Origin of the sequence: Xanthobacter aminoxidans (assembly GCF_023571765.1) — a bacterium.
GTDB lineage: Bacteria > Pseudomonadota > Alphaproteobacteria > Rhizobiales > Xanthobacteraceae > Xanthobacter > Xanthobacter aminoxidans.
Genome location: NZ_JAMJXC010000023.1, coordinates 19,056 through 44,392, shown reverse-complemented (window position 1 = coordinate 44,392; position 25,337 = coordinate 19,056). Strand labels below are relative to the sequence as shown.

Here is a 25,337-nt window from a genome sequence, read left to right as displayed (position 1 = left end):
GCTCAGTCCGCCGCCACCGCGCGCGGACTGAGCCGGATGCGGCGGCTGGTCGAGGCGTGGCTCTGCAGCTTCTGCTGGGCTTTCAGCCGCGCGACGAAGACGTCCGCCGCGCGCAGGATGTGTTCGCGGCCGAGCCGCTCGGCCGTCTCCCCGTCGCCCGCGACGACCGCGGCCATGATCGCGGAGTGCTCATCCCAGATGTTACTGGGCATTCCCACGTCTTCTCTCAGAACTTCGCCCATCACGCGGCGGAGCGCGGGCCAATGCGGCACCGTCGTCTCGTTGAGGAGCGGATTTCCAGAGATGTCGCCGAGAAAGGCGTGGAAGGCGACGTCCGCCTCGATCTGCCTGTCGAGCGAGCCGCTTTTCACCGCCTCCAGCCCCAGCTCGATATAGCGCCCGCCTTCCGCCTTCGCCCGCGCGCTGCCGTTGCGCGCGGCGAGGTTGGCCGCAAGCCCTTCGATGGCCGCGCGGATCTGGTAGAGGTTGCGGATGAAGTCCACGTCGAGCGGCGCGACGATCAGGCCCCTGCCTTCCGCCTCCTTCACCAGTCCACGACTGCGCAACAGAAGCAGCGCCTGCTGGACCGGCTGGCGCGACACGCCATAGGCGCGCGCCAACTCGTCCTGGATCAGGCGTGAGTTGGACGGAAGATCACCGCGGACAATCTCCGCAGTGATGGCCTCAACCACCTGGTCGACAAGGCTGGGCTGGCTGGCAAGCGCGCGCATCGGTCCCCTCTTCACGCGACGAATATACCCCTTACGGGCGGATTCTGGATAGGGCTTGCATTTGATTTTTGAATTCGTATTCTGAATTCGTATTCTGAATTCGAATTCAGACTGGACATTCAGTCCGGCACGCTGCCCTGGGAGAAACGCCAGATGACCACCTTCAATCGACGCTCGTTCCTTCAGTTCACCGCCGCTTGCGGCGCTGCCGCGGGCGGTGTTTCGCTCGCGGCGCCCGCCGTGTTCGCCAAGCCCGAGCCGCTGAAGCTGAAGTTCGGCAACGACCTGCCGGACAGTCATTCCGTGAACGTGCGCCTGCGCGAGGCCATCGCCGCCATCTCGGCGGAGACCGATGGCGCGCTCGATATCTCGCTGTTCCCCAACAATCAGCTGGGCAGCGATCCGGACATGATGAGCCAGCTGCGCTCCGGCGCCCTCGAGCTCGCGACCATGCCGGGCACGGTGCTCTCCACCATCCTGCCCATCACGGCTCTCACCGGCGTGGGCTTCGCCTTCACCAGCTATGACAAGGTGTGGGCGGCCATGGACGGGGCGGTAGGCGACCTCATCCGGTCCAACCTCGTGAAGGCCAACCTCGTCGGCTTCGACAAGGTGTGGGACAACGGCTTCCGCCAGATCACCAGCTCCACCCGGCCGATCCGGGAGCCGGGCGACCTCGCCGGATTCAAGATCCGCGTGCCGCTGGTTCCGCTGTGGGTTTCCATGTTCTCGGCCTTCGGCGCATCGCCGGTGTCGATCCCGCTCGCCGAAGCCTATTCCGCGCTCCAGACGAAGATCGCCGATGGGCAGGAAAACCCGCTGGCGCTCATCTACACCGCCAAGTTCTTCGAAGTGCAGAAGTATTGCTCGCTCACCAACCATGCCTGGGACGGCTTCTGGCTGCTTGCCAGCGGCAAGGTCTGGAAGAGCGTGCCGGATGACCTGAAGCAGGTGATGGCCAAGCACTTCAATGCCGCCGCCATCAAGCAGCGGGCCGATATCGTGAAGGCCAATCAGACCCTGCAGGCCGATCTCGAGGCCAAGGGCCTCGTCTTCAACACCACCAATGCCGAAGTCTTCCAGCAGGCGCTGGCCAAGACGTCCTTCTACAAGGACGCCCGTGCGAAGTTCGGCGACGACGCCTGGAATCTGCTTCAGAAGTTCGCCGGCCCCGTCGGTTGAACGGGAGGCCGACGTGCAGCTCGAGATGGGCATCGCCCCCGCACCGGCCATTGCGGCGGCCGGACTTCCGGCGCGCATCGGCGCCGTTATTCGCCACGTCACGGGAGCCGCAGTTGCGGTTCTCGTGGTGGCCGAAATTCTCGTGCTGTTCGCCGGCGTGCTGGCGCGCTACGTGTTCCACGCGCCGCTGATCTGGTCGGACGAGCTGGCGAGCATCCTGTTCCTGTGGCTCGCCATGCTCGGGGCCGTTGTCGCGTTCGAGCGCGGCGAGCACATGAGGATGAGCGCCTTCGTGGGCGGCCTCAGCCAGCCGTTCCGCGGCTTCTTCGATGCGCTGGCCATCGCGGTTCCGCTGCTCTTCCTCTCGCTCGCCCTCGGCGCGGCCTACGAGTTCGCGGTGGACGAGATCATCGTCTCGACCCCCGCCCTCGACATCTCCGCCGGCTGGCGCGTGGCGGCGCTGCCCGTGGGCTTCGCGCTCATGCTTGTTCTTGCGGTGCTGCGCCTCATCGAACGGACGGATTGGCGGGTGACGCTCGCCGCCGTGGCGCTCGTGGTGGTGGCGGCGGCGGTCTTCGCCGCCCTGCGCCCGTCCTTCACCGGGCTTGGCAATCTCAACCTGCTCATCTTCTTCGTGGGGCTGGTGGGGGCGATGGTTCTGGCCGGCATTCCCATCGCGTTCGCCTTCGCCACGGCCACCTTCGGCTACATCGCGCTCACCACCCGCCTGCCGCACTCGGTGGTGATCGGACGGATGGACGAGGGCATGAGCCACTTCGTCCTGCTCTCGGTGCCGCTGTTCGTCTTTCTCGGCGTGCTCATCGAGATGACCGGGATGGCGCGGGCCATGCTGGCCTTTCTTGCCAGCCTGCTCGGCCATGTGCGCGGCGGCCTGCAATATGTGCTGGTCGGGGCGATGTATCTCGTCTCCGGCATCTCCGGCTCCAAGGCCGCGGACATGGCCGCCATCGCCCCCGTGCTCCTGCCGGAGATGGAGAAGCGCGGGGCGGATCGCGGCGAGCTGCTCGCCCTGCTCGCCGCCACCGGTGCGCAGACAGAGACCATTCCGCCCTCCCTCGTTTTGATCACCATCGGCTCCGTCACCGGCGTCTCCATCGCCGCGCTGTTCGCGGGCGGCCTCATGCCGGCTTTGGTGGTGGGCGCGCTGCTGTGCTGCGTGGTGTGGCTGCGCAGCCGCAAGGACGACCTCTCCGGCGTGCGCCGGGCCAGCTTCGGCGAGGTCGCGAAAGCCCTCGTGGTGGCGCTACCGGCCATCGCGCTGCCGTTCATCATCCGGGCCGCGGTGATCGAGGGCGTGGCCACCGCCACCGAGGTGTCCACCATCGGTATCGCTTATGCGGTGCTGGCCGGGCTCCTCATCTATCGCCGGTTCAACTGGCGGCGGCTCTATCCCATGCTGGTGGACACGGCGGCCCTGTCGGGGGCGATCCTCCTCATCATCGGCGCCGCCACGGGCATGGCCTGGGCGCTCACCCAGTCCGGTTTCTCCGCTGCGCTGGCGCACATGATGACGAGCCTGCCCGGCGGCGCCGTGGGGTTCATGCTGGTGTCTCTCGTTGCCTTCATTGTGCTCGGCAGCCTGCTGGAAGGCATCCCGGCCATCGTGCTCTTCGGGCCGCTCCTGTTTCCCATCGCCCGGCAGGTGGGGGTGAACGAGGTGCACTATTCCATGGTGGTGATCCTCGCCATGGGCATCGGCCTCTTCGCCCCTCCGTTCGGCGTCGGCTACTACGCGGCCTCCGCCATCAGCCGCATCCGGCCGGACGAGGGCATGCGGCCCATGATCGGGTACATCGCGGCGCTCTTCATCGGCACGCTCATCGTCGCCGCCGTGCCGTGGATTTCGACCGGCTTCATCCGTTGATCGCGCGGCCCCGAGCGCCGCATTCGGAGATCGCATCATGACTGACGTGCTGAATTTCGGGCAGATGCTCGCCGCCCACGCGCGCCTGTCTCCCGAGCGGATCGGTGCCCGCGACCTGGAGCGGGAGATGAGCTTCGCGCTGTGGAATGCGCGGGCGTGCCGCCTCGCCAACGCCCTGCTCGGGCTCGGCCTCGTCAAGGGCGACCGGGTCGCAGTGCTCGCCTATAATTGCATCGAGTGGGTGGAAATCTACGCCGCCACCGCCAAGGCCGGCCTGGTGGCGGTGCCAATCAACTTCCGGCTCACCGGACGGGAAGTGCGCTTCATCGCCGAGAATGCCGAAGTCGCCGCCCTCATCGTGCAAGATGCGCTGGCGGGCGTGGTGGAAGAGGTGCGCGCGGACCTGCCCATCAGCGACGACCGCATCATCCATTTCGGTTCCGGGCCGGCGCCCGCGGGCTTTCGCGATTACGAGGCGCTGCTCGCCGCAGCCTCGGCGCGCGAACCTGGGCAGGTGGTGCTGGAACACGATCCCTGGACGCTCATGTACACGTCCGGCACCACCGGCAACCCGAAGGGGGCCATCCGCAGCCATCGCGGCAGCGCGCTGCTCGCGCTCACCACCGAGATCGAGCTGGGTATCCACCGCAAGGACGGCGCCCTGCTGGTGATGCCCATGTGCCATGCCAATTCGCTCTACTTCTTCGGCGCCTTCGCCTATTGCGGCGGCACCATCAACATCTACTCGCGGGCGAACTTCGATCCCGAGCATTGCGTGCGCACTTTGGCGGAAAGCGGCGCGAGCTTCACCTCGCTGGTGCCCACCCACTACGTGCTGATGCTCGGCCTCTCCGGTGCCGAGCGGGCGCGCTACGACCTCGGCTCGGTGACCAAACTCATGGTGTCCTCCGCCCCCGCGCGGCCGGACACCAAGCGCGCGGTGATGGAGATGTTCCCCAATTCCGGCCTGTTCGAGCTCTACGGCGCGACCGAGACCGGCTGGGTGACTTTCCTGCATCCCCACGAGCAGTTCTCCAAGCTCGGCTCGGTGGGGCGCGAATGCATCGGCTCGGCGCCGATCCGCCTCCTGGACGAGGACGGAAACGAGGTGCCGGACGGCAGCGTGGGCGAACTCTTCTCGCGCACGCCCTACACCTTCGATGGCTACTGGCGGCTGCCGGAAAAGACCCGTGAGGCCTTCCGCGGCGACTATTGCTCGGTGGGCGACATGGCGCGGCGGGATGCGGACGGATACATCCATCTCGTCGACCGCAAGAGCAACATGATCATCTCCGGCGGGGAGAACGTCTATCCCTCCGAGGTGGAGCAGGTGCTCGCCTCCCATCCGCAGGTGCGCGACGTGGCGGTCATCGGCGTGCCGGACGGCAAATGGGGCGAGCGCGTCCACGCCGTCATCGTCACCGAGAACGGTGCCTCGCTCTCCGAAGCGGCGCTCGCGGAATGGGTGAAGGATGGGCTCGCCGGCTACAAGCGCCCGCGCTCCTTCGATTTCGTCCGCCATGAGGACATCCCGCGCAACGCCACCGGCAAGGTGCTCTACCGCGAGCTGAAGACCCGCTTCGCCCGCGAGAAGGTCTGATCCTCCAAGGTTCGCCGCATCAGAACAGCGCCGCGCGCCCGCGCAGGCGCCAGGGAGAACGTCCATGAAGGTCTCTGCCGACAGCGTCGCCGCCATGGTGGCCAAGGTGTTGAAGCAACGCGGCGTGAAGCGCGTGTTTGCCCTGTGCGGCGGGCACATCATGCCGCTGTGGATGCGTCTCGACGCCGAAGGCATCGCTATCATCGATGTCCGCGACGAGCGCGCGGCGGTCCATATGGCGCAGGCGCATGCGGAGCTGACGGGCGACCTGGGTGTCGCCCTGGTGACGGCCGGCCCGGGCGTGACCAATGCCATCACCGGCATCGCCAATGCCAATGTCTCGCGGGCGCCGGTGCTGATCCTGTCCGGGGCCTCGCCCCGCCCGCAGGAGAACCGCGGCGGCCTTCAGGACATGGACCAGAGCCAGCTGCTGCGCCCCATCACCCGCTATGCCCGAACCGTGCGCGAGCCCTCGCTGGCGCTTGCCGAGCTGGACGAGGCGATCTCGTGTGCGCTCGGCGAAGGCGGCGTGCCCGGCCCGGCCTTCATCGACTTCCCGGTCGACACCCTGCGCGCTCCTGTCCCCGAGGCGCTCCGGATGGCGGAGCACATGGTCGCGAAGCCGCGGGTGCGCGCGCTGCCTGACCCGGACCGTATCGCCGCGGCGGTCGATCTCCTGTGGAGCGCACGCCGCGTGCTCGTCATTTCCGGTCGCGGCGCGCGGCAGGCGGGGCCCGAGCTTTCCGCATTTCTCGACCGGCTCGGTGCGGTCTATCTCGACACCGGCGAGAGCCGGGGCGTGATCCCCGATGACCATCCTGCCGTCGTCGGCGCCATGCGCGGCGCGGCCATGGGCGACGCCGATGTGGTGCTGACGGTGGGACGCAAGCTCGACTTCCAGCTCGGCTTCGGTTCGCCGGCCGTGTTCGGCGCCGCGCAGTTCGTGCGCATCAGCGATGCCGCTGCCGAGGTCCGCGACAACCGGCGCGGGGCTGTGGAGATCGTCGCGGACGTGGCGGCCACGCTCGATGCGCTGGTCGAGGCAGCCGGCAATCGCGCGTCCGCCATTGATCCGGACTGGGCGGGCAAGCTGCGCGAGGGGCACCGGGCGCGCGCGGCGAAGCTGCGCCAGTCCATGGCGGCCGCGCCCGCCGGCGCCGATGGCCGGCTCCACCCCAATCGCCTGCTCGCCGCCTTGCAGGATGCGGTCGGCCGCGACGCCGTGGTGATCAATGACGGCGGCGATTTCCTCGCCTTCGGGCGCGTTGGCCTTAGCGCCGATGCCATGCTCGATCCCGGGCCGTTCGGCTGCATCGGCGTGGGCGTGCCCTACGGCATCGCCGCCAGCCTCGAATATCCCGACAAGCCGGTGCTGGTGGCCACCGGCGACGGCGCCTTCGGCTTCAATGCCATCGAGATCGACACTGCGGTGCGCCACAAGGCGCCGGTGCTCATCGTCGTCGCCAACAATGGGGCATGGCAGATCGAGGTCCACGACCAGCAGGAGACCCACGGCAAGGTGGTGGGCACGCGCCTCCAGCATTCCGACCACGCCATGATGGCGCGGGCCTTCGGCATGCATGCCGAGCGCGTGGAGCGCGAGGAGGATCTCGCTCCCGCCATCGCCCGCGCGCTGGCCAACCGGCCGGCGCTGCTGGATGTGGTCGTCACGTCGGACGCGGTGTCCTCCGATGGCAAATCGGGCCTCGCCTGGGTGCCCGATCTCCAGCCCCTCGCGGCCTGGGACGAGGCCGAGCGGGCATGGCGGCAGGGATGAAGCCAGCGCCGCTCTTGCCGCTCACCGCAGAGCGACGCCGCCGTCAATACGGCGCTCTGTCGTAAGAGTAGGTCGACTTCCAATTCGCTGATATTTGGATTCCGCATCGAATGACCGCACACCGAAGGACGTTCCCATGAGTGGCGCCGAAGTCTTTTTCGTTTCAGCAGCGCGTACGGCCATCGGCGATTTCGGGGGAAGTCTGAAGGACGTGCCGGCAACGACGCTCGGCGCGCATGCGGCCCGTGCCGCCATCTCCCGGTCCGGCCTTGCGGCCGAGGAGATCGGCCAGACCGTGGTGGGCAACGTCATCCATGGCGAGCCGCGCGACATGTACATCTCCCGCGTGGTGGCCATGGAGGCGGGCGTGCCGAAGGAGGCGCCGGCGCTCACGGTGAACCGCCTGTGCGGCTCCGGCCTCCAGGCGATCCTCACCGCCGCCCATGCGATCATGCTTGGCGATGCGGAGACGGCGCTCGCGGGTGGTGCCGAGAGCATGAGCCGTGCCGGCTATCTGTTGCCCGGCGCCCGCTGGGGTCAGCGCATGGGCAATGCGCAGGCGGCTGACATGATGGTGGGCGTGCTGACCGATCCGTTCGGCCACGGCCACATGGGCGTGACCGCCGAAACCGTGTCGCAGCGCTACGATGTCAGCCGGGAAGCGCAAGACGCCGCCGCGCTCGAAAGCCACCGGCGGGCCGCGCACGCCATCTCTGCGGGCTACTTCAAGGACCAGATCGCCCCCTTCGATCTCTCCGGCCGGAAGGGCACCGTCACGTTCGACACCGATGAGCATGTCCGGCGGGAGGTGAGCCTCGATGATTTCACGCGGCTGCGCCCGGTTTTCGCCAAGGGCGGAACCGTCACCGCCGGCAATTCGTCCGGTATCAACGACGGGGCGGGCGCGGTCGTCCTCGCCTCGCGGGAGGCGGTCGCCAAGCGTGGTCTGACGCCGCTGGCGCGCCTCGTCTCCTGGGGGCTCGCGGGCGTCGATCCCGCCGAGATGGGGATGGGCCCGGTGCCGGCCGTGCGCATTGCGCTCGCACGCGCGGGCATCGGCGTCGCCGACCTCGATGTGATCGAATCCAATGAGGCCTTCGCCGCTCAGTCCTGTGCGGTCGGAGCGGCGCTCGGTTTCGACCCGGCCAAGGTCAACCCCAATGGCGGGGCGATCGCCCTCGGCCATCCCGTTGGGGCGACCGGGGCCATCCTGACCGTCAAGATCCTCCATGAGCTCAAGCGCATCGGCGGCAAGTACGGTCTTGTCACCATGTGCATCGGCGGCGGGCAGGGCATCGCCATGGTCGTCGAGGCGGCCTGAGGCATCCTCGGCACCTTGAGCGGGTGGGCGGGGCAATGCCGCGCGCCCATCCGCTCGTCCCTCAGGCGCCGGCCGCGATGGTGTCGAGCCGGTCCTTCAAGATTGCCGGAATGCGCACCCCGGCATCTGCCGTCTGGCGCCGGGCGGCGGCGCGGCGGGAGCCCGGCAGCCGTGCGCCCTCCTGCTCCGCGATGACCGCGAACAGGTGCGCGAGCCGCGCCGCCGCGTCGGGGCCGGCCAGCGGGCCGGGGTCCACGGCGATGAAGAACTGCCCGGTGCGCGGCGAGCCGCCCGCATTGTCGGCGAAGGAGGAGGCGTCGATGGAGAGGTTCGCCCCCGTAATCCAGGCCGCGAACAGCTCCACGATCAGCGCCAGCCCCGCGCCCTTGTGACCGCCGGAGGGAACCATGGTGCCTCCATCCAAGGCGGCAGCGGGGTCGTCCGTGGGATTGCCGTTCCGGTCCAGCGCCCAGCCCAGCGGAATCTTCTGGCCCCGCTGCTGATGCACAACGATTTCGCTCTTGGCGATGACGCTGGACGACTGGTCCAGCACCAGCGGATCTTCGCCGCTGCGGGGCACTGCGAAGGCGACCGGATTGGTGCCGAACACCGGCTTCGTGCCGCCCACCGGGGCGATGGAGGCCGGCGCATTCACGAAGCCGAGCGCCATCAGGCCGGCTTTGGCGATGCGCTCCACATGGTAGCCCACGACGCCGCAATTGTAGGAATTGGTGACGGCCAACGCGGCGATACCCTGCGTCTTGGCCGCTTCGAACAGGGCCGGCAGGCCGAGGTCGATGGCGGGATGGGCGAAGCCGTCCCTTGCGTCCACGCGGACAAGGCCCGGCCGGGGGCGGGTCAGTTCCGGCATGGCCTTGCCGTCGATCTTGCCGACCTTGGCATGGGCGCAATAGGTGGGCAGGCGGGCGAGGCCGTGGCTGTGGACGCCCTCGGCCTCGGCGGCCACCACCGAGGCGGTGACCGACAGGGCGTTGGCCGGGCTGACGCCGCACGCGGTCAGCGCCCGGAAGGTCAGGTCCTCCACCTCCTTGAGGCTGAGGCAGGTCATGGGCACGGAAGACGCGGCGCTCACGCCGCCTCTCCCTTTTCCGCCGCGCGGGCATAGCCATAGAGGGTGCGGGCGGCGTCCTCCGTCACGAGACCCTCGGCGATGTCTTCGGCGATGCGTGCCGGATCTCGGTCCGCCGGGTCGCCGAAGCCGCCGCCGCCGGAGGTCTTGATGGTCACCGTGTCCCCGGCCTGAAGCGGAATGCCCGAGACCTTGGAATTGAGGCTCACGGCGGAGCCGTCCGCCCGCGTCACGGTGGTGGAGGAGAGGGAGCCGGGCTTTCCGCCCTTGATGCCGTAGGGCGGGAAGCGGAAGCGCTCGAAATTGGTGGAGAGGGAGCCTTGCGGCGCTTCAAGCCGGAATTCGCGCACGAGGCCGAGTCCGCCACGGTTCTCGCCCGCGCCGCCGCTGTCCGGCAGAAGGCCGTAGCGGGTGAAGACCACGGGATATTTCGCCTCCACCATCTCGATGGGCGCGTTGGTGTTGTTGTGGAGGCCGCAGGACAAAGCGCTCGCGCCGTCTCCGCCCGCATGGCCGCCCCAGCCGCCCACCTCGATGTCGAAATAGACCTGCCGCTTGGCATCCGGCCGCACCAGCGAGACCGCATAGACGTAGGAGATGGCGTAGTATGCCGCCGGAATGCGCTCCGGCGCGATCTGGGCGAGGGCCCCGAACACCGCGGTGGCGATGCGGTGGTTCACCACCATGCGCCCGGCCACGGGGGCGGGGAATTGCGCATTCACCACGCTGCCTTCGGGCAAGGCCACCGTCACCGGCCGGTAGCAGCCGGAATTGGCGGGGATGTCCGAGCCGAGGGCGGCGAGCAGCGCGTAATAGACCGCCGAGCAGGTCATGGCCGGCGTGTTGTTCACCGGGCCGCGCACCTGCGGGCTGGAGCCGGCGAAGTCGAGGGTGATGACATCGCCCGCCTTGGTGATCGTCACCTCAAGGCGGATGGGCTCCTCCGACTGGCCGTCGTCGTCCACCGTCTCCACGAAGGAGGCGGTGCCGTCCGGCAGCGCGGCGATGGCCGCGCGCATCATGCGCTCGGAGCCATCGAGAATGGCTGACATGGCGGCGGACAGCGTGTCGGCGCCATACTTGCGGGCGATGCGCGCCACCGCCTTGGCGCCGATACCCAGCGCCGCGATCTGGGCGTTGAGGTCGCCGCGGGTCTCTTCCGCCTGGCGCACATTGTAGAGCAGCATCTCGAACACGCCGGTGTTGAGCGTGCCCTTCTCGACGAGGCGCAGCGGGGGAATGCGGATGCCTTCGTGGAAGATTTCGGTGGCCGCCGCGTAATAGGAGCCGGCCGCACCGCCGCCCACGTCCACATGGTGGCAGAGCGTGCCGACGATGGCGACGCGCTTGCCGTCCACGAACACCGGGCGGAACGTCTGGATATCCGGCAGATGCTGGCCGCCGGCATAGGGATCGTTGGTGACGATGACGTCGCCCTCATTCCAGCTTTCGAGCGGAATGAACTTCTCCAGCACGGTCTTCAGGCAGTCGGACATGGAATTGAGATGCACCGGAATGCGGGCCGACTGGGCGATGTTGCGGCCCTCGGCGTCGAACACGGCGGTGGAGAAGTCGAGGATTTCACGCACCACGGTGGAGCGGCTGGTGCGCCAGATGGTGAGGCTCATTTCCTCGGAGGCCGCGACCAGCGCATTGCGGATCACCTCGAGGCGGACGGGATCGATGGTTGTCATGATTTGAGTGTCCTCAAGGTGTCAGTGGCGCTGGGTGCGCTCGGCCACGAGCGCGCCGGTGGCATGGGAGCGGATGGTCCAGCCGGCGGGCAAATAGGTGGCGGTATAGACCTCCTCCACCACGGCGGGGCCGGCGATGCCCTCGGCGGTCACCGCCTCGCGGGCCACCACGCGGGTATCCACGAAGCCGCCCCGGCCATAGACGGAGCGGGACTTGTCCGCGGCGGCGACGCCCGCCACCGCCGGAGCCGGCGTGGGCTTGGCGAGGCGGCCGATGGCGGAGAGCCGCAGCGCCACCACCTCCACCGGCACGGCGGGCTCGTCATAGGAGAAGCGCTGGCGGTGCAGCGCATGGAAAGCGGCGGTGGCGCGGGCGATGCCGTCGGCCGAAAAATCGGCCTCCTCCAGCGGCACGCGCAGGTCGAAGGCCTGGCCCTGGTAGCGCAGGTCCAGCGCCCATTCGAAGCCGCGATTTTCGGCCGTGACGCCATCTTCCGCCAAGAGCCGGTCGCCATCCTGCGCCAGCTGGACGGCGCGCTGGGCGAGGCTGTCGCCGAGGTCCGCCAGCAGCCCGATCTGCGTGGAGGAGAGGTCGTGGGTGATGTCCGACCACAGGATGCCCCACGCCGAAAGCGTGGAGGCGTGGGCGGGGAAGATCACCTTGTTCATGCCCAGCTCCTCGGCCACCTCGCAGGCATGGACGCCACCGGCGCCGCCGAAGGAGAGCAGCGCGAAATCTTCCGGGTCCATGCCCTTCTCGAACAGGGACAGGCGGATGGCGGTGGCGAGGCTGGAATTGGTGACGGCGATGACGCCCGCCGCCGTCTCTTCGGCCGAGAGCTTCAGCTTGCCGGACACCTCGTCCGCCGCCCGCGCGGCCGCTTCGCGATCAAGGCCCATGCCGCCGCCCATGAAGCTCGATCCGTCGAGACGGCCGAGCAGCAGATTGGCATCGGTGACGGTGAGGCGCTTTCCGCTGCGGCCGTAGCAGGCCGGGCCGGGCTCGGCGCCCGCGCTGTGGGGGCCGATGCGCAGGCGTCCTCCGTCATCCACCCAGGCGATGGAGCCGCCGCCGGCGCCGATGGTGCGCATCTCGATCATGGGCAGGCGCACGGGCAGCCCGTCCACCTCGCCCTCGTTGACCATGGAGACATTGCCCTCGTGCACCACGGACACGTCGAAGCTGGTGCCGCCCATGTCCACTGCGACGAGGTTCGGTTCGTCGAGCGCCACCGACAGGCGCTTGGCCGCCGCTGCGCCGCCGGAGGGGCCGGACAGCAGCAGCCGGGCCGGCTCGCGTCCGGCCTTGGCAAGACCCGCCACGCCGCCGTTGGACTGGACCAGATAGACCTGCGTCTGCGGCACCTCTTCCTTCAGCTTGCCGGCGAGGCGGTCGGTGTAGGTCTTCACCACCGGCACCAGCAGCGCGTTCAGCGTGGTGGTGGACATGCGCTCGTATTCGCGCAGCTCGGGAGAGATGTCGGAGGAGAGCGAGATCTCGATGCCCGGTAGGAGGTCGCGCAGGATGGTGCCGGCCTGCTGCTCATGCGCGGGATTGGCGTAGGCGTTGAGGAAGCAGACGGCGACCGACTTCACGCCGGCCTGCTTCAGCTGGCCCGCCAGCGCCCGCACCTCGGCCGCGTCGAGGGCGGTGATGATGCGCCCGTCGGCACCGATGCGTTCCTTGAGGCCGTAGCAGAAGCGCCGTTTCACCAGCGCCGCCTGGGGCGAGGCGGTGATGGCGTAGACATCGGTGCGGCCATGGCGGCCGATCTGCATCACGTCCTCGAAGCCGGCGGTTGTCACCACCGCACCGAGGGGCAGCTTGCGCTCCAGCACCGCATTGGTGGCGATGGTGGTGCCGTGCAGCAGGTATTGCACCTCATCCAGGGAGAAGCCGAAGCGCTGGCTCGCCTGCTTGATGCCGGTGAGCAGGCCGATGGATGGATCAGACGGGGTGCTCGGCGTCTTCATCTGATGGATCTCGCCGGTGCGCCCGTCGAGGATCTCGATGTCGGTGAAGGTGCCGCCGATGTCCACGGCGATGCGGATGGAGGGGGTGCTCATGGGGTCACTCGATATCTGGATGAAGGGGTGGGTCAGATGAGGCCTTCGGCGGAAAGGCCATCCACCAGGGACGCGAAGGCCGCGCGCACCATGTAGAACTGGGCGCCCACCACGGTGACGGAGACGTCGTGCGCCTTGGCGAAGGCGCGCTCCGGCTGGGTCCAGCAGGGCATCACCCAGGGCTTGCCGGCCGCCTTCGCGGCAGCGGCGATGCGGGCGATGTCGGCCTTGTCGGCGTCGGAGAAAGTGTAGCGCTCGTTGCCGGCCGCCATGGCGAGGTCGGTGGGGCCGGCGAACAGGCCGTCCACCGTCGGCAGGGCCGCGATGGCCTCCACATCGGCGAGGGATTCCCGGCTCTCGATCATCGGCCAGCACTTGACCCGGGCGTTCTCGTCCGAGGCGTAGGTGGGCGAGGCGGGGCCGTACATCACCGTGCGGCCACCGGCGTAGGAGCGCACCCCGAGCGGGGGATACTTGGCCGATGCCGTCACCTGCCGCGCATGGTCCACGCCGGCGATGTGGGGAATGATGACCGCATCGGCGCCGAAATCGAGCGCCTGCTGGATCGGCTCGGTGAGCGGGCCAAGCACCTTGGCGTAGACCTTGATGCCCAGCGCCCGGCAGAAGGGGATCACCCGGTCGAGGTCGTCGAGGTTGAAGGTGCCGTGCTCGATGTCGAGCACCACGGCGGTGAAGCCGGCGTCCCGCGCGATTTCGATGTGCGGGAAGACCGGGGCGGTGAGCCAGAAGGCGAAGGAGGCGAGGGAAGAGGTCACGTCAGGGCTCCGGGCGTCAGGCAAAGCTCTCCCGTTCCCGCGCAAGGCGGGTCGGTCGAGGCGCGAGGGGATGAGGCCGGCGTCAGCCGCCGGCCAATGTCATTTCACGAAGGTCCGTGTGAGGCCGGCGGTGCGGTCCACGACCAGCACGACGGCGAGGGTCAGCACCACGAGCAGCACCGAGATGGCGGCCGCCATGGGGTCCGCCTGCTGATCCACGTGGTTGTACATGGCTACCGGCAGCGTCTGCAGGCGGGGGCCGGTCATGAACAGGGAGAGCACCACCTCGTCGAAGGAGACGAGGAAGCACAGGGCCGTGGTGGAGACGAGCCCCGAGCGCATCATGGGCAGGGTGACGCGGAAGAACACGGTCAGCGGCCGCGCGCCGAGCATTCCGGCCGCCTCCTCCACCGTGAGCGGCAGGTTGGCCAGCGCCGTCGAGAGCACCCGCACCGCATAGGGCAGCGTGACGATCAGATGGGCGGCCACCAGACCCTGGAAGGAGCCGATGAGGCCCATGGGCGCGAACACCAGCAGCAAGGCGAGGCCGAGCACGATGGTGGGCAGGAGGAGCGGCGCCGAGAACAGGTTGGCGAGGGCTTCCGCACCGGGCGGCTTGAGGCGCACCAGCGCATAGGCCGCCGGCAGGCCGATGCCGAGCGACAGCACGGTGACCACGAAGGCCAGCGCGAGGCTGATCCAGAAGGCGTTCATCATCACCGAATTGGCGAAGATGGCGCCATACCATTTCACGCTCCAGCTGGAGGGCGGGAAGGCCATGAAGTCGTCGCCGCTGAAGGAGATGGGAAGCACCACCAGCAGCGGCGCCAGCAGGAACAGGAACATCAGTCCGGCGGCGATCTTCAGGGCCGGGGAGACGGGGCGTTCGTCCATGTCTCTCCTCCTCAGGCGATGCGCCGCAGGGCGCGGGCGTAGAGCGTGAGGGAAATGCCGAACACCACGAGCACGATCATGGACAGCGCGGCGGCGAGCGGCCAGTTGAGGGTCACGATGGCCTGGTCGTAGATTTCGGTGGCGAGCAGGAACACGCGCCCGCCGCCGAGCAGCTTCGGCGTGACGAAGGAGGAGATGGCGAGCACGAAGCACAGGAGCCCGCCCAGCGCCATGCCCGGCGCCGTGAGCGGCAGCACCACCCGCCAGAAGGTCTTGAGCGGCGAGGCGCCCAGCGTCAGGGCCGCCTCCTCCAGCCGCGGATCGAGCCGGCCGAAGCCCGAGAGCAGCGCGAGGATCATGTAGGGCATCAGGATCTCGGTGAGGCCGATGACGACGCCGGTGAGGTTGAACATGAGGCGCGGCGGCTCCGCCATGCCAAGGGCCATCAGCGCATTGGCCACCAGTCCCCGGTCGGAGAGGATGGCGATCCAGCCATAGGTGCGCACCACGGCGGAGGTGAGGAGCGGTGCTACCACCAGCACCATCAGCACCGTGCGCCACGTGCCGGTTGAGCGGTGCAGGTAGAGCGCGATGGGGTAGGAGGCGATGAGCGTCAGCACCGTGATGAGCAGGCTGACGCCGACGCTGTTGGTGATCAGCTCCAGGGTGAAGCTGTCGGTGAGGGCGTTGGTCCAGGTGTCCAGATTGTAGCCCGCGCCGAGCGCGCCGGAGGCCTGCGCCTCGCGGAACGACATCTTCAGCAGGTTCACCACCGGCCACAGGAAGCCGATGGCATTCACCACGGCGATGGGCAGCAGCAGGGCGCTGGCCGTGCCGAGGGGGCCGAGCCGTCGCGGCTCAGTGTGGGAGAGGGCGAGGCTCGTCATGACGCGGGGTACACGAACGTATCCTGGGGGCGCCAGGACAGGGTGACGGGCGTGCCGGGGGCGAGCAGGGCCTCGCCGCCGCGAGTGGATGCCTCGGTCTTCAGAAGGGTGCCGGCGGCCTCCACCTCATATTCGAGGATGTCGCCGGCGAAGGTGGCGCGGGTCACGGTGCCGGAGAGCTGGTGCAGCCCCGCGTCGGCCGGCACCGGGCCGGTGGAGAGGATCATGCGATGGGGCCGCACCATCACATCCACGGGGCCGTCAAAGCCGGGGGCGGAAACGGTGATCCCCGCCACCTGCGCCACACCGCCGGAGGCCCGACCGGGCAGGCGATTGATGCGGCCGACGAAGCCGGCCACGAAGGCGGTCTTGGGATGCTCGTAGATCTCGTGGGGCGTGCCGACCTGCTCCAGCCGGCCGTGGTTCATCACCACCACCTTGTCGCAGATGGTGAGGGCTTCCATCTGGTCGTGGGTGACGAAGATGGCCGTGATGCCGAGCCGCTTCTGGATGTCGCGGATCTCGGTGCGCATCTCGTCGCGCAGCTTGGCGTCGAGGTTGGAGAGGGGCTCGTCCAGCAGCAGGATGGAGGGGCGCACCACCAGCGCGCGGGCCAGCGCCACGCGCTGCTGCTGGCCGCCGGAAAGCTGGGCCGGGCGATGGTGCTCGCGGCCGGTGAGGCGGACCATGGCGATGGCCTCCTTCACCCGCTGCGCCGCTTCCGCCTTCGGCACCTTCCGCATCTCCAGCCCGAAGGCCACGTTGCGGGCGATATCCATGTGCGGGAACAGGGCATAGGACTGGAACACCAGCCCCATGTCCCGCTTGTAGGGCGCCACGCCGGTCAGGTCGCGGCCGTCCACGACGATATGGCCGGAGGAGGCGGGGACCAGCCCGGCGATCATGCGCAGCGACGTGGTCTTGCCGCAGCCCGACGGGCCGAGGAAGGCGACGAGCTCGCCCTTGGCCACATCGAGATTGAGGTCGTCCACCGCGGTGAAATGGTCATAGCGGCGGGTGAGGCCCCGCAGGGACAGGAAGCCCTGTCCCTGCGCCAGGCGCGTCATCTCGGTGGGCTCGGCGTGGATCATGGCTGCCCTCACCGGCTCGCCGGCAGGACGCGGCGGCGCCACTGCTCCGCGATCTTGTCGCGCACCTGCGCGAGAGCGATCCAGTCCACCGACATCACCTTGTCGAGGTTCTTCACGGCGGTGCGGTCGAGCGCGGCGCCGGTGATCTCGGCCTTGGAATTGGTGGGCGCGTAGAACATGGTCTCGGTGAAGCTCTTCTGCGCTTCGGGGGAGAGCGCGTAGTTCACGAAGGTCTTCGCCGCGTCGGCCGCGGGGGCGCCGGCCACCAAATTGATAGTGTTGATCTGGAAGATGGTGCCTTCCTGCGGGATGGTTGCCTTGATCTTCCCGCCGGATTGCTCGCTGTTCACCTGGGCGCGGGCATTGTAGCCGACGCCCAGTGCCGCCTGCCCGGTGATGATGGGGGCGTAGACCTCTGGCTTGGGCTCCCACGTCTGCACGTTGGGCGCGATCTCGGCCACGGCGGCGAGACCCTTGTCCACATTGGCGAGATAATCGGTGCCGCCATTGGCTTTGTTGAGGATCAGCACGAGGCCGAGGCCCTGGATATCAGGCACGCCGGGGATCACCACCTTGCCCTTGTAGGGCGCCTTGGCCATCTCCATCCAGGACTTGGGAGCCTCCTTCACCTGCTCGGCATTGTAGAGCAGCACGAGGTTGTCGAAGGTCACGCCCACGCCGGCCACGCTGGGGATGCGGGCGTTGGGGTAGAGATCCTTCACGTTGGGGATGTTGGTCTCGTCGATCTTGGTGAAGAGGCCTTCATCCGTGCCGGCCTTGGAGACGGACACGTCCATGATCACCACGTCCGCCTGCGGCGCGGCCTTCTGGGCGCGCAGGTTGCCCAGCATGGCGGCGGAGGAGGGCAGGGGGAAGAAGGTGACCTTGATGTCCGGATGCGCCTTCATGAAAGGCTCGATCACGGCCTTCGTGTAGCGCTCCTGGAACAGGCCGGAATAGGCCATCACCGTCAGGTTGGTTTCCGCCGCGGCCGGACCAGCCATGAGGCCGGCGGCGAGGAGGCACAGGGTTCCGAACTTGTATGCTGCGTTCATCTCGTTGTCCCTCTGGAAAGGTGACCGGGCCGCTCGGGCGGCCTCTCGTGAAGTGTTGAATCAGCGGTTGGGCGGGCTCAGGCGGACAGGAGCTTCGCCTCCACCATGGCGCGGGCGCCGGAGATGTCGGGAAGCTTCTCGCCGGCCGCGAGGCGCGACAGGAGGACGACCTCCGCTTCCTGCATGGCGATGGCGCGGGCCGCGACCGCCGGCGCCTCGGCCGGCTTCAGCACCACCACGCCGCTCTCGTCGCAGAGCACGGCGTCGCCGGGCGAAACGGTCTGGCCGCCCACGTTCACCGGCACGTTCAGCGCGCCTTCGAGGCCGAGCAGCTTGGTGGTGATGGGCGAGGGGCCACGGCACCACATGGGCATGTCCACGCGCACGATCTCGGAGAAGTCGGTGGCCGGGCCGTCGATGACGCCGGCCGTCACCCCGGCCATCTTCATGGCATTGGTGATGACGCCGCCCCAGCAGGCGTGCCGGGCGTCGCCGCAGCGCTCGATCACCACCACGTCGCCGGGGCGCACATAGGCGGTGAGATAGTGCAGCAGGGTGGAATCGGCATGGGGAATGCGCAGGGTCACCGCGGTGCCGGCCACCCGCTTGCCCGGCAGAACGGCGCGGATGTCGGGGTCCACGAAGCCGGAATGCAGCACGTGGCCGATGGTCGCCACTTCGCACTTCTCAAGGTCGGCGACGAGGTCCGGCGCGATCTGCTCCGGCATGGGGTTGACGATGAACATGGGGCAGGCTCCGCTCAGGCGAGGACGTGATGGCGGGCAACGGGAACGTTGGCGCGCACCTTGCCGGTGTAGGAAAAGTCGAGGCGGGCGGAGGTGAAGCCCACCCCGTCGGAGCACTGGGCGGCGATGTGGCCCCAGGGGTCGACAACCATGGAATGGCCCCAGCACCACTTTCTGCCACCGGCATGCGAGCCGGTCTGGCCCACCGCGAGGAACCACGTCTGGGTCTCGATGGCGCGGGCGCGGGCCAACACTTCCCAATGATCCTTGCCGGTCATGAGGGTGAAGGCGGCGGGCAGCACGATCACGTCGGCGCCCTTGTCGGCCAGCTTGCGGAACAGTTCGGGGAAGCGGATGTCGTAGCAGATGGCGCAGCCGACGGTGGTGTCGCCGATCTTGTACGTCACGACCTCGTCGCCGCGGCTGACCGTGTCGGATTCGCGGTAGACCGTGCCGCCGGTAATCTCCACGTCGAACAGGTGAATCTTGCGGTAGCGCGCGATCTCGCTGCCGTCCGGGCCGAACACCAGGGTGGTGTTGTAGAAGGCGTTGCCGTCTTTTTCGGCGACACTGCCGGCATGGATCGCCACCTTCAGGCGCCGTGCGAGGCCGGACATGAGCTGGTAGGACTCTCCCTCGGGGAAGGTCTCGGCGGAGGCCTGAGTCTCCTCGGGCGTATCGCCGAGGCAGGCGTAATATTCCGGCAGGACCACAAGGTCGGGACGTTCGAGAGCGACTGCGTCCTCGATCAGGGCCTTGGCGGCGCTGAGGTTCGCCGCCTTGTCGCCCTGGCTGTTCATCTGGATGAGCGAAACCTTCACGCACCTGCCTCCTTGCTGGTGAGGCAAGCAGAGCAGAGCCACCAAGGTCCGACAAACGCGAAATAATTGTCCGCCGTGACAAGCAATGCTTATGAGAGCGGCATAGGCGGGGGTTGCTTATTCCGTGTGCAGTGCAGCATGCCCGTCGAGAGGGTCGCCGGCGGCGATCGCTGCGGCCATGTGGGCGATCAGACCGGGCAGGGGGCTGCCGGGTTCGTCACGGAAAATGGCGTGCAGGTTCAGCGGCGGAATGCGCGCATCCACCTCCAGCAGAACGAGTTCCTCCCGCTCCAGCATCTCGGCGACGACCACATCCGGCAGAACCGCGACGCCCATGCCGTCGCGGACGAGGCGTGTGATGGTGGCCAGCGAGTTGGAGTTGAGGATGCGGACGAGGTGCGGGTCGAGGCCGGAGGATTCCACCAGCTTCTGCACGTTCTGGTGCGGTTGCGACCCGCGCGAGAAGGCGAAGATGGGCTGGGTCACGATGTCCTCCAGCAACAGCCGGCGGCCGTGCAGGGCGAGGCGCGGGGAGGCGACCCAGACGCAGCCGTAGCTGCACAGTTCGATGTTGCGGCAGCCCGGTGCCAGCACCGGCCCCGCGATGAGCGCAAGGTCCACTTGGCCCTCGAGCAGCATGCGCGCGACCGTGAGGCTGTTGTCCACGGTGAGGTCCAGGTCCACCTCGGGATAGATGGATTTCACATGCTCCACGAGACGCGGCAGCCACGCATAGACGACGGTATCGATGGTGCCGATGGCCACCCGCCCGCGCAGCCGCTGGGGGTCGCCCACGCCGAGCCTGAGATCGGCTGCGAGTCGCACGATGGTCTCCGCCTGGGCCAGCGCCCGCTCGCCGGCCGGCGTGAGGCTGACGTTGCGCAGGTCGCGGTCGAACAGCCGCACGCCGAGGTCTTTCTCCAGCGTCGCGATGCGATTGGAGACGGCCGCCTGCGTGGTGCAGAGCCGGTCCGCCGCGCTGGAGAAGCTGCGCAGCCGGGCGACCCAGAGGAAGGTTTCAAGGAACCTTATGTTCATGCGCCCTGAAGGCTCCCGCCGCGACCGAGGGGCGCGATCATGCCCCTTGCCGCCAGAACTGCAACCTCCGCCTTTCCGGGCGCGAACCCTGGGTGCCGTAAGGAAAGGCGGCTGGCATGTCTGTCGTGGCGGGTCGGAGAGTGCGCGCGCACGGGCCAGCCGGGGGATCACAAACAGGCATGCGCTGTGCCGTTTCAAGCCTTTGCGTCGTGCAATTTCAATGCTTTGGGACGGTGCTGCGAGAGAGGATTGAAGTTCCCTTCGCGCTAGCCAAAACCAAGCGACCAAAGGATTGCTTCGACCCTGCCACGGGGCGGGGCCTTCTTCGCCCTTTGCACTTTGCGACGACCGTCTCGGTATCAAGTCCAAGAGGCCGAGGGAGGCGCCTGGGGGGCTTTGCCGACCGAGGTCACCTCTTCTCGTTGATGACGAGCCGACGCCTTTCCTGGGCCTGCCGAGGTGCTGTTGAATAGGCAGGGCGCACCTCGGCAGACTCTGCCCTATTTGGCGGGCGGCGGCGTGTCTGGATCGGGTATTTCCCCGGGCTTGTAGTCCGGCAGGCGTCCGGCGGGAATGATGCTGAGGAGCGCTATAGCGGCCATCAGGAGCAAGCCGATCTTCAGGGCCCTCAGCCGGGATTCTGCGTTCACCACGACAGCGGCCGTGACCTGCTCAGGCGTCGCACCGGCGGTTTCCAGTGTCGTCCTCAGGCGATCATTTGAAACGAAGTTGATGCTGTCGAGATTCACCATGGCCTGAACCTCGGGGGTCAGTTCCGGCGTCGCCGCGACGCGGCCCAGCACGATGGTGGAGAGCAGCCCGACGAGCAGCGCTCCCGCCACGGCCGTCCCGACGGCGGCGGCAAGGTTGTTGGTGGTGCCGCGCAAGGAGCCGACATCCCCGGCCAGCTCCTTCGGCGAGGCCGTGACCAGAACGTTGAACACCAGCGTCACCAGCGATCCCTGGCCGATCCCGAAGACGACGAGGCCGAACAGCACCGGAACCGCGCTCCAGTCGTTGCGCACGACGAAGGCGAGCCAGACAAGGGCCACCGTGCAGAGCATGAAGCCGTAGCGGCCGATCTGGCGCGGGGTGAGCTTGTCGTAGAAGCGCACGATCAGCATCGCCGAGAAGAACACCGTGAGGTTGAACGGCATCATGGCGATGGCGGTGGCGAGGGGAGAGCGCCCCTGCACGATCTGGATGTAGAGCGGCACGGAGAAGTTCAGCATCGCCTCCAGCGCCACCACCGCGAACATGGCCATCACCGCCGCGCGTTCCTGGCCGGAGGTGATGACCTCCAGCGCCAGCAGCGGCGTCTTCCCGGCTTCCTGCCGCCGCCGGGTCCAGCGCACGAACAACTGGCCGAGCACGATGCCGACCACGATGAAGACCGGCGCGGGCGAAAGACCCGCGATGCTGAAGGGCGCGGCCGGCGTCGCCACCGCGAGGCCCCACCGGTTGAGGTTGTTGAAGCCGAACGAGATCAGCACGATGGCGGCAGCCGCCAGCACCACGCCCACCAGATCGATCTGCACTTCCGGCCGGCCATGGTCCGCCTTGAGACGGAAGCTCAGGACGAACACCACGGCTGAAAGAACGATGAGGATGCCGAACGCGGGGCGCCAGCCGATGAAGGTGCCGAGGACGCCGCCGATGAGGAAGGCGGCGACACCGGCCGCCGCGCGGGCCGAGCCCAGCGCGCCGAGCGCCGTCGCCTGCTGGGTGCCGCGATAGTTTTCCGCGATCAACGCTACCAGCGATGGCACGATGGCCGCCGCTGCTGCGCCTGACAGGCCCTGCGCGGTGATCATGACCGTCGCATTGGGGCTGAAGGTCATCAGCACCTGGGCGCAGCCGAACAGAACCACCGTGGCACGGAAGACATTGACCGCGCCAAACCGTTGATTGAGCTTGGCGCCGAGCATCACGAAGCCCGCCACCAGCATGGAATACATCACGATGCCCGTGGCGATCGTGGTGGGCGGCACGTTGAAGCTCTTCACCATGCCGCCCATCGCGACAGGCAGCGAGGCGACGTTAAAGGACATGATCACCTGGCCGAGCGCGATGGCGATCATCGGCACCCAGCTTTCCTTGGCGTCCTGGCCGGCCGGCTGGCCCGCCAGCGATTGCGCCGGGGTCGAACCTGTCATGGGCTTTTCCTTCCGAAATCTGGTGTTGGTGCGCGGGAGCCGGTGGCGAGGCGGCGCCGTCACTCTTCAGGGCGCGAGACGAACAGATCCATGCCGAGATGCTGGGAGAGGTAGCGCGCGGCCAACTGCCCCTTCACGCTGTTGCCCGCGGCATCCAGCGGCGGGGCGAAGGTGCCGAGGCCGCCCTTGCCCGGCGAGACCGTGAGGATACCGCCGCCGATGCCGCTCTTTCCCGGCAGTCCGATCTCGTAAAGCCAGTCGCCGGAGGTCTCGTAGAGGCCGGCGGTCGCCATCACGGCGAGGGCGTAGTGGCAGACGTCCGGTTCCACCACACGCTCCTTGGTGATGGGATTGACGCCGCCGTCAGCCAGCGTTGCGCCCATCACCGCGAGGTCGCGCGCGCTCACATTGAGGGAGCATTGGCGCGTGTACAGCTCCGTCGCCTCGTCCGGATCGCTGTAGATGGCGCCGACGCTTTGAAGCATGCGGGCGATGGAGCGATTGCGGAAGTTGGTCGCGATCGCGGAGGCGTATACCTCTTCGTTCAAAGGAAGCGCGCGGCCGGCAAAGCGCGAGAGCCCGCCGTGGATGAATGCCCACTTCTCCGCGCTGGTCGCGCCGGGAACCAGGCTCGTGGCGGCGATGGCGCCCGGATTGACCATGGGATTGGTGATGCCACCCGGCATGGCCTCGATCGCCGCGAGCGAGTTGAAGGCGCGGCCGGTGGCGTTGGCGCCAAGCTTCGCACGCGCCTGCGACGGGCCAATGAGTTCGCAGATGAGGGCGAAGATGAACGGCTTCGACACGCTCATGATGGTGAATTCGTGCTCGACGTCCCCGGCGGCGTAGATGCGCCCGCTGGTGCCGGCGATACAGATGCCGAACAGGTCGCGCGGTACCCGCTCCAGCGCCGGATAGACCTTGGAGTTCGCCCCCTCGTCATTGTCCTTGAAACGCGCGTGAGCCCGCCGCACAAGGCGCTCGACCTCGTCTGCCTCGGGTAGGTGACCTGTGGAAATGTAGGCGGGCGAAGGCAGATCGTCGTCTCTGAACATGAGCGTTTCCTCGTTTTTCTTGGGCGTGTTTTGATGAAGCCTGATCGGGCCTCGCCGAGACGGCGTGCTGCCATTCTCCTTCAAACAAAAGCAAAAACGCGAACGACGGGCAGGTCAGATGCCAAGCGTCTAACCGAAGCTTATGCGCGGAGGCAGAGAGTCTCAACCCGCCATTCTTTTTTGAATGATAATGATTTCAGACATATATTGCATCGCGGCGTATTTATACTGTGCTGCAGCGGAGATTTCATGCGAGGGGCGTTGCTGATAGCGCGGATCACCTTGATGTGGGGCCGTTTTTCAGGACTCCCGCCTCACGATTTATGGGCCGGCCACTCGATTCTCGCACGCTGCTACCGCCATTTTTCTCGCGAGCGAACCATGCCAATGTGAAGCGGGGCCGTAAATGCTGAATTTGCTTCAGTGCAGCAATGAATTTCAATCACAGGGTGGCGAATGTCTCTGAAGCGCGTTGATCTCAACCTGTTCCGCGTCTTCGATGCGATCATGCTCACCGGCAGCGTGAGCGGCGCCAGCAGGGAACTGGGCGTGACGGCATCTGCCGTCAGCCATGCGCTGGCACGCCTGCGCCTTGCGGTTGGGGACGATCTGTTCATCTATGGCGATGACGGCATGGTTCCGACGGCGCGGGCGCGCGAACTCGCTCCCATGGTTCGCGACGGTCTCGGGCGCCTCGATGAGGCGATTTCAGCGACGCCGTTTTCACCGTGCCAAGCCGTGCGAACCTTCCGCGTCGCCGCCAGCGAGTATAGCAGCAGCATCATCCTTCCGGGCCTCGTCCAGCGCATCGCGGAACTGGCTCCCCAGCTTGAACTCCGAATTTTTCCCTACAGCCGCATCGACGTCGTCCAGCATTTGGACGAAGGGCGACTCGACTTGGTAATAGGCTGGTTTTCGGAGCTCCCTGAACGCATCCACCGGTCGCCGCTGCTCAAAGACAAAGAGGCGCTCGTGGCCCGGCGCGGTCATCCACTGGAAGGAAGCGCCGTGACCCGGGAGCGGTTGTTCTCTTACCCGTTCGTTGTGGTGGAACTGACCGGCTCAGGCGATCAGTCCGCCGACGGGTTCCTCGATGAGCGCGGAGTTTGGCGGAGGGTGTGGATCGATCGACTGCTCATGGAGGCGGACGAAGATGACGCGGCCGTAGCTCATATCGCGGTCTCACTGCCGCACTATGCCTCCGTCGCGGATATCTTGTCGCGTACGGACATGGTGGCCACGTTGCCCGAGCGCTTCGCCCGTCGGCTGGTTGAAGCGGGGCACCATGTGATGCTGACTCTCCCTCACGCTCCGCAAGAAGCCGTAGTCGAAGCGATCTGGCATCAGCGGGGCAACCGAGATGCCGGCTTGAAATGGCTGTTGAAGCACCTTGAAGATGTGGCGGGCGCAGAAGATCAATTGAAGAGTAGTTGAGGTGGGCGCGAGCCTGGTTAGATGCCGCCATTTGGTG

General features: G+C 67.5%; 20 protein-coding genes. 6 read left to right on the top strand and 14 right to left on the bottom strand.

The genetic code is table 11. The annotated features are described in order from the left end of the window. Nucleotides 1–2 precede the first annotated feature (2 nt). Nucleotides 3–731 (bottom strand): GntR family transcriptional regulator, encoded by a 729-nt coding sequence (locus EJ105_RS24155; RefSeq protein ID WP_250168329.1) that lies wholly within the window; start codon nucleotides 729–731, stop codon nucleotides 3–5. Between the two features lie 153 nt (nucleotides 732–884). Between EJ105_RS24155 and EJ105_RS24150 the strand changes: the two genes are divergently transcribed. The 5 genes from EJ105_RS24150 (at nucleotide 885) to bktB (ending at nucleotide 8,496) form a co-directional block, all read left to right on the top strand. Further along, the gene (locus EJ105_RS24150; RefSeq protein ID WP_029557810.1) at nucleotides 885–1,913 is read left to right on the top strand and encodes a TRAP transporter substrate-binding protein; all 1,029 of its coding nucleotides are present in this window, start codon (nucleotides 885–887) and stop codon (nucleotides 1,911–1,913) included. A gap of 25 nt (nucleotides 1,914–1,938) precedes the next feature. Further along, the gene (locus tag EJ105_RS24145) at nucleotides 1,939–3,798 is read left to right on the top strand and encodes a TRAP transporter large permease (RefSeq protein WP_250168348.1); all 1,860 of its coding nucleotides are present in this window, start codon (nucleotides 1,939–1,941) and stop codon (nucleotides 3,796–3,798) included. Between the two features lie 37 nt (nucleotides 3,799–3,835). Next, nucleotides 3,836–5,398: a class I adenylate-forming enzyme family protein gene (locus EJ105_RS24140; protein WP_250168328.1), complete on the top strand. Its 1,563-nt coding sequence runs from the start codon at nucleotides 3,836–3,838 to the stop codon at nucleotides 5,396–5,398. Between the two features lie 64 nt (nucleotides 5,399–5,462). Then, nucleotides 5,463–7,175, top strand: a complete 1,713-nt coding sequence (locus EJ105_RS24135; RefSeq protein ID WP_250168327.1) for a thiamine pyrophosphate-binding protein — start codon at nucleotides 5,463–5,465, stop codon at nucleotides 7,173–7,175. A gap of 136 nt (nucleotides 7,176–7,311) precedes the next feature. After that, on the top strand, nucleotides 7,312–8,496 hold the full coding sequence (gene bktB, locus EJ105_RS24130) for a beta-ketothiolase BktB (protein ID WP_250168326.1): 1,185 nt from the start codon (nucleotides 7,312–7,314) through the stop codon (nucleotides 8,494–8,496). Between the two features lie 61 nt (nucleotides 8,497–8,557). Here bktB and EJ105_RS24125 read toward each other — a convergent pair whose 3' ends face one another. The 13 genes from EJ105_RS24125 to glsA all read right to left on the bottom strand — a co-directional run bounded on the left by EJ105_RS24125 (nucleotide 8,558) and on the right by glsA (nucleotide 23,866). After that, nucleotides 8,558–9,589 (bottom strand): Ldh family oxidoreductase, encoded by a 1,032-nt coding sequence (locus EJ105_RS24125; RefSeq protein ID WP_250168325.1) that lies wholly within the window; start codon nucleotides 9,587–9,589, stop codon nucleotides 8,558–8,560. Further along, nucleotides 9,586–11,280 (bottom strand): hydantoinase B/oxoprolinase family protein, encoded by a 1,695-nt coding sequence (locus tag EJ105_RS24120; protein ID WP_250168324.1) that lies wholly within the window; start codon nucleotides 11,278–11,280, stop codon nucleotides 9,586–9,588. Before EJ105_RS24120 ends, EJ105_RS24125 begins: the two co-directional genes overlap by 4 nt. Nucleotides 11,281–11,301: 21 nt before the next feature. Continuing rightward, the gene (locus EJ105_RS24115) at nucleotides 11,302–13,347 is read right to left on the bottom strand and encodes a hydantoinase/oxoprolinase family protein (protein ID WP_250168323.1); all 2,046 of its coding nucleotides are present in this window, start codon (nucleotides 13,345–13,347) and stop codon (nucleotides 11,302–11,304) included. A 32-nt stretch (nucleotides 13,348–13,379) separates the two neighbouring features. Then, nucleotides 13,380–14,123: an aldolase/citrate lyase family protein gene (locus tag EJ105_RS24110; RefSeq protein ID WP_029557818.1), complete on the bottom strand. Its 744-nt coding sequence runs from the start codon at nucleotides 14,121–14,123 to the stop codon at nucleotides 13,380–13,382. A 99-nt stretch (nucleotides 14,124–14,222) separates the two neighbouring features. Continuing rightward, nucleotides 14,223–15,017 (bottom strand): ABC transporter permease, encoded by a 795-nt coding sequence (locus EJ105_RS24105; RefSeq protein ID WP_024279802.1) that lies wholly within the window; start codon nucleotides 15,015–15,017, stop codon nucleotides 14,223–14,225. A gap of 11 nt (nucleotides 15,018–15,028) precedes the next feature. Then, nucleotides 15,029–15,904, bottom strand: coding sequence for an ABC transporter permease (locus tag EJ105_RS24100; protein WP_250168322.1), 876 nt, complete (start codon nucleotides 15,902–15,904; stop codon nucleotides 15,029–15,031). Continuing rightward, a complete protein-coding gene (locus EJ105_RS24095) occupies nucleotides 15,901–16,995 on the bottom strand; it encodes an ABC transporter ATP-binding protein (protein WP_250168321.1) in 1,095 nt (364 codons plus the stop codon). The genes EJ105_RS24100 and EJ105_RS24095 overlap by 4 nt, the downstream gene beginning before the upstream one ends. A gap of 8 nt (nucleotides 16,996–17,003) precedes the next feature. After that, nucleotides 17,004–18,050: an ABC transporter substrate-binding protein gene (locus EJ105_RS24090; protein WP_250168320.1), complete on the bottom strand. Its 1,047-nt coding sequence runs from the start codon at nucleotides 18,048–18,050 to the stop codon at nucleotides 17,004–17,006. A 77-nt stretch (nucleotides 18,051–18,127) separates the two neighbouring features. Then, entirely contained in the window at nucleotides 18,128–18,796 is a 669-nt protein-coding gene (locus EJ105_RS24085) for an RraA family protein (RefSeq protein ID WP_250168319.1), read from the bottom strand. 14 nt (nucleotides 18,797–18,810) lie between these two features. Next, the gene (locus EJ105_RS24080) at nucleotides 18,811–19,617 is read right to left on the bottom strand and encodes a carbon-nitrogen hydrolase family protein (protein ID WP_250168318.1); all 807 of its coding nucleotides are present in this window, start codon (nucleotides 19,615–19,617) and stop codon (nucleotides 18,811–18,813) included. 117 nt (nucleotides 19,618–19,734) lie between these two features. Next, on the bottom strand, nucleotides 19,735–20,655 hold the full coding sequence (locus EJ105_RS24075; protein WP_024279796.1) for a LysR family transcriptional regulator: 921 nt from the start codon (nucleotides 20,653–20,655) through the stop codon (nucleotides 19,735–19,737). A gap of 500 nt (nucleotides 20,656–21,155) precedes the next feature. Next, nucleotides 21,156–22,811: an MFS transporter gene (locus tag EJ105_RS24070; protein ID WP_250168317.1), complete on the bottom strand. Its 1,656-nt coding sequence runs from the start codon at nucleotides 22,809–22,811 to the stop codon at nucleotides 21,156–21,158. A 59-nt stretch (nucleotides 22,812–22,870) separates the two neighbouring features. Further along, nucleotides 22,871–23,866, bottom strand: coding sequence for a glutaminase A (gene glsA / locus EJ105_RS24065; protein WP_250168316.1), 996 nt, complete (start codon nucleotides 23,864–23,866; stop codon nucleotides 22,871–22,873). A 456-nt stretch (nucleotides 23,867–24,322) separates the two neighbouring features. On the opposite strand from glsA, the gene EJ105_RS24060 reads away from it, so the two are divergent. After that, entirely contained in the window at nucleotides 24,323–25,300 is a 978-nt protein-coding gene (locus tag EJ105_RS24060) for a LysR family transcriptional regulator (RefSeq protein WP_250168315.1), read from the top strand. Nucleotides 25,301–25,337: the final 37 nt, after the last annotated feature.

Excerpts from the sequence above, each read along its gene's own strand:
- EJ105_RS24155 (WP_250168329.1), bottom strand. The coding sequence starts at position 731 with ATGCGCGCGCTTGCCAGCCAGCCCAGCCTTGTCGACCAGGTGGTTGAG.
- EJ105_RS24150 (WP_029557810.1), top strand. The coding sequence starts at position 885 with ATGACCACCTTCAATCGACGCTCGTTCCTTCAGTTCACCGCCGCTTGC.
- EJ105_RS24145 (WP_250168348.1), top strand. The coding sequence starts at position 1,939 with ATGGGCATCGCCCCCGCACCGGCCATTGCGGCGGCCGGACTTCCGGCG.
- EJ105_RS24140 (WP_250168328.1), top strand. The coding sequence starts at position 3,836 with ATGACTGACGTGCTGAATTTCGGGCAGATGCTCGCCGCCCACGCGCGC.
- EJ105_RS24135 (WP_250168327.1), top strand. The coding sequence starts at position 5,463 with ATGAAGGTCTCTGCCGACAGCGTCGCCGCCATGGTGGCCAAGGTGTTG.
- bktB (WP_250168326.1), top strand. The coding sequence starts at position 7,312 with ATGAGTGGCGCCGAAGTCTTTTTCGTTTCAGCAGCGCGTACGGCCATC.
- EJ105_RS24120 (WP_250168324.1), bottom strand. The coding sequence starts at position 11,280 with ATGACAACCATCGATCCCGTCCGCCTCGAGGTGATCCGCAATGCGCTG.
- EJ105_RS24115 (WP_250168323.1), bottom strand. The coding sequence starts at position 13,347 with ATGAGCACCCCCTCCATCCGCATCGCCGTGGACATCGGCGGCACCTTC.
- EJ105_RS24105 (WP_024279802.1), bottom strand. The coding sequence starts at position 15,017 with ATGGACGAACGCCCCGTCTCCCCGGCCCTGAAGATCGCCGCCGGACTG.
- EJ105_RS24100 (WP_250168322.1), bottom strand. The coding sequence starts at position 15,904 with ATGACGAGCCTCGCCCTCTCCCACACTGAGCCGCGACGGCTCGGCCCC.
- EJ105_RS24095 (WP_250168321.1), bottom strand. The coding sequence starts at position 16,995 with ATGATCCACGCCGAGCCCACCGAGATGACGCGCCTGGCGCAGGGACAG.
- EJ105_RS24090 (WP_250168320.1), bottom strand. The coding sequence starts at position 18,050 with ATGAACGCAGCATACAAGTTCGGAACCCTGTGCCTCCTCGCCGCCGGC.
- EJ105_RS24085 (WP_250168319.1), bottom strand. The coding sequence starts at position 18,796 with ATGTTCATCGTCAACCCCATGCCGGAGCAGATCGCGCCGGACCTCGTC.
- EJ105_RS24075 (WP_024279796.1), bottom strand. The coding sequence starts at position 20,655 with ATGAACATAAGGTTCCTTGAAACCTTCCTCTGGGTCGCCCGGCTGCGC.
- EJ105_RS24070 (WP_250168317.1), bottom strand. The coding sequence starts at position 22,811 with ATGACAGGTTCGACCCCGGCGCAATCGCTGGCGGGCCAGCCGGCCGGC.
- glsA (WP_250168316.1), bottom strand. The coding sequence starts at position 23,866 with ATGTTCAGAGACGACGATCTGCCTTCGCCCGCCTACATTTCCACAGGT.
- EJ105_RS24060 (WP_250168315.1), top strand. The coding sequence starts at position 24,323 with ATGTCTCTGAAGCGCGTTGATCTCAACCTGTTCCGCGTCTTCGATGCG.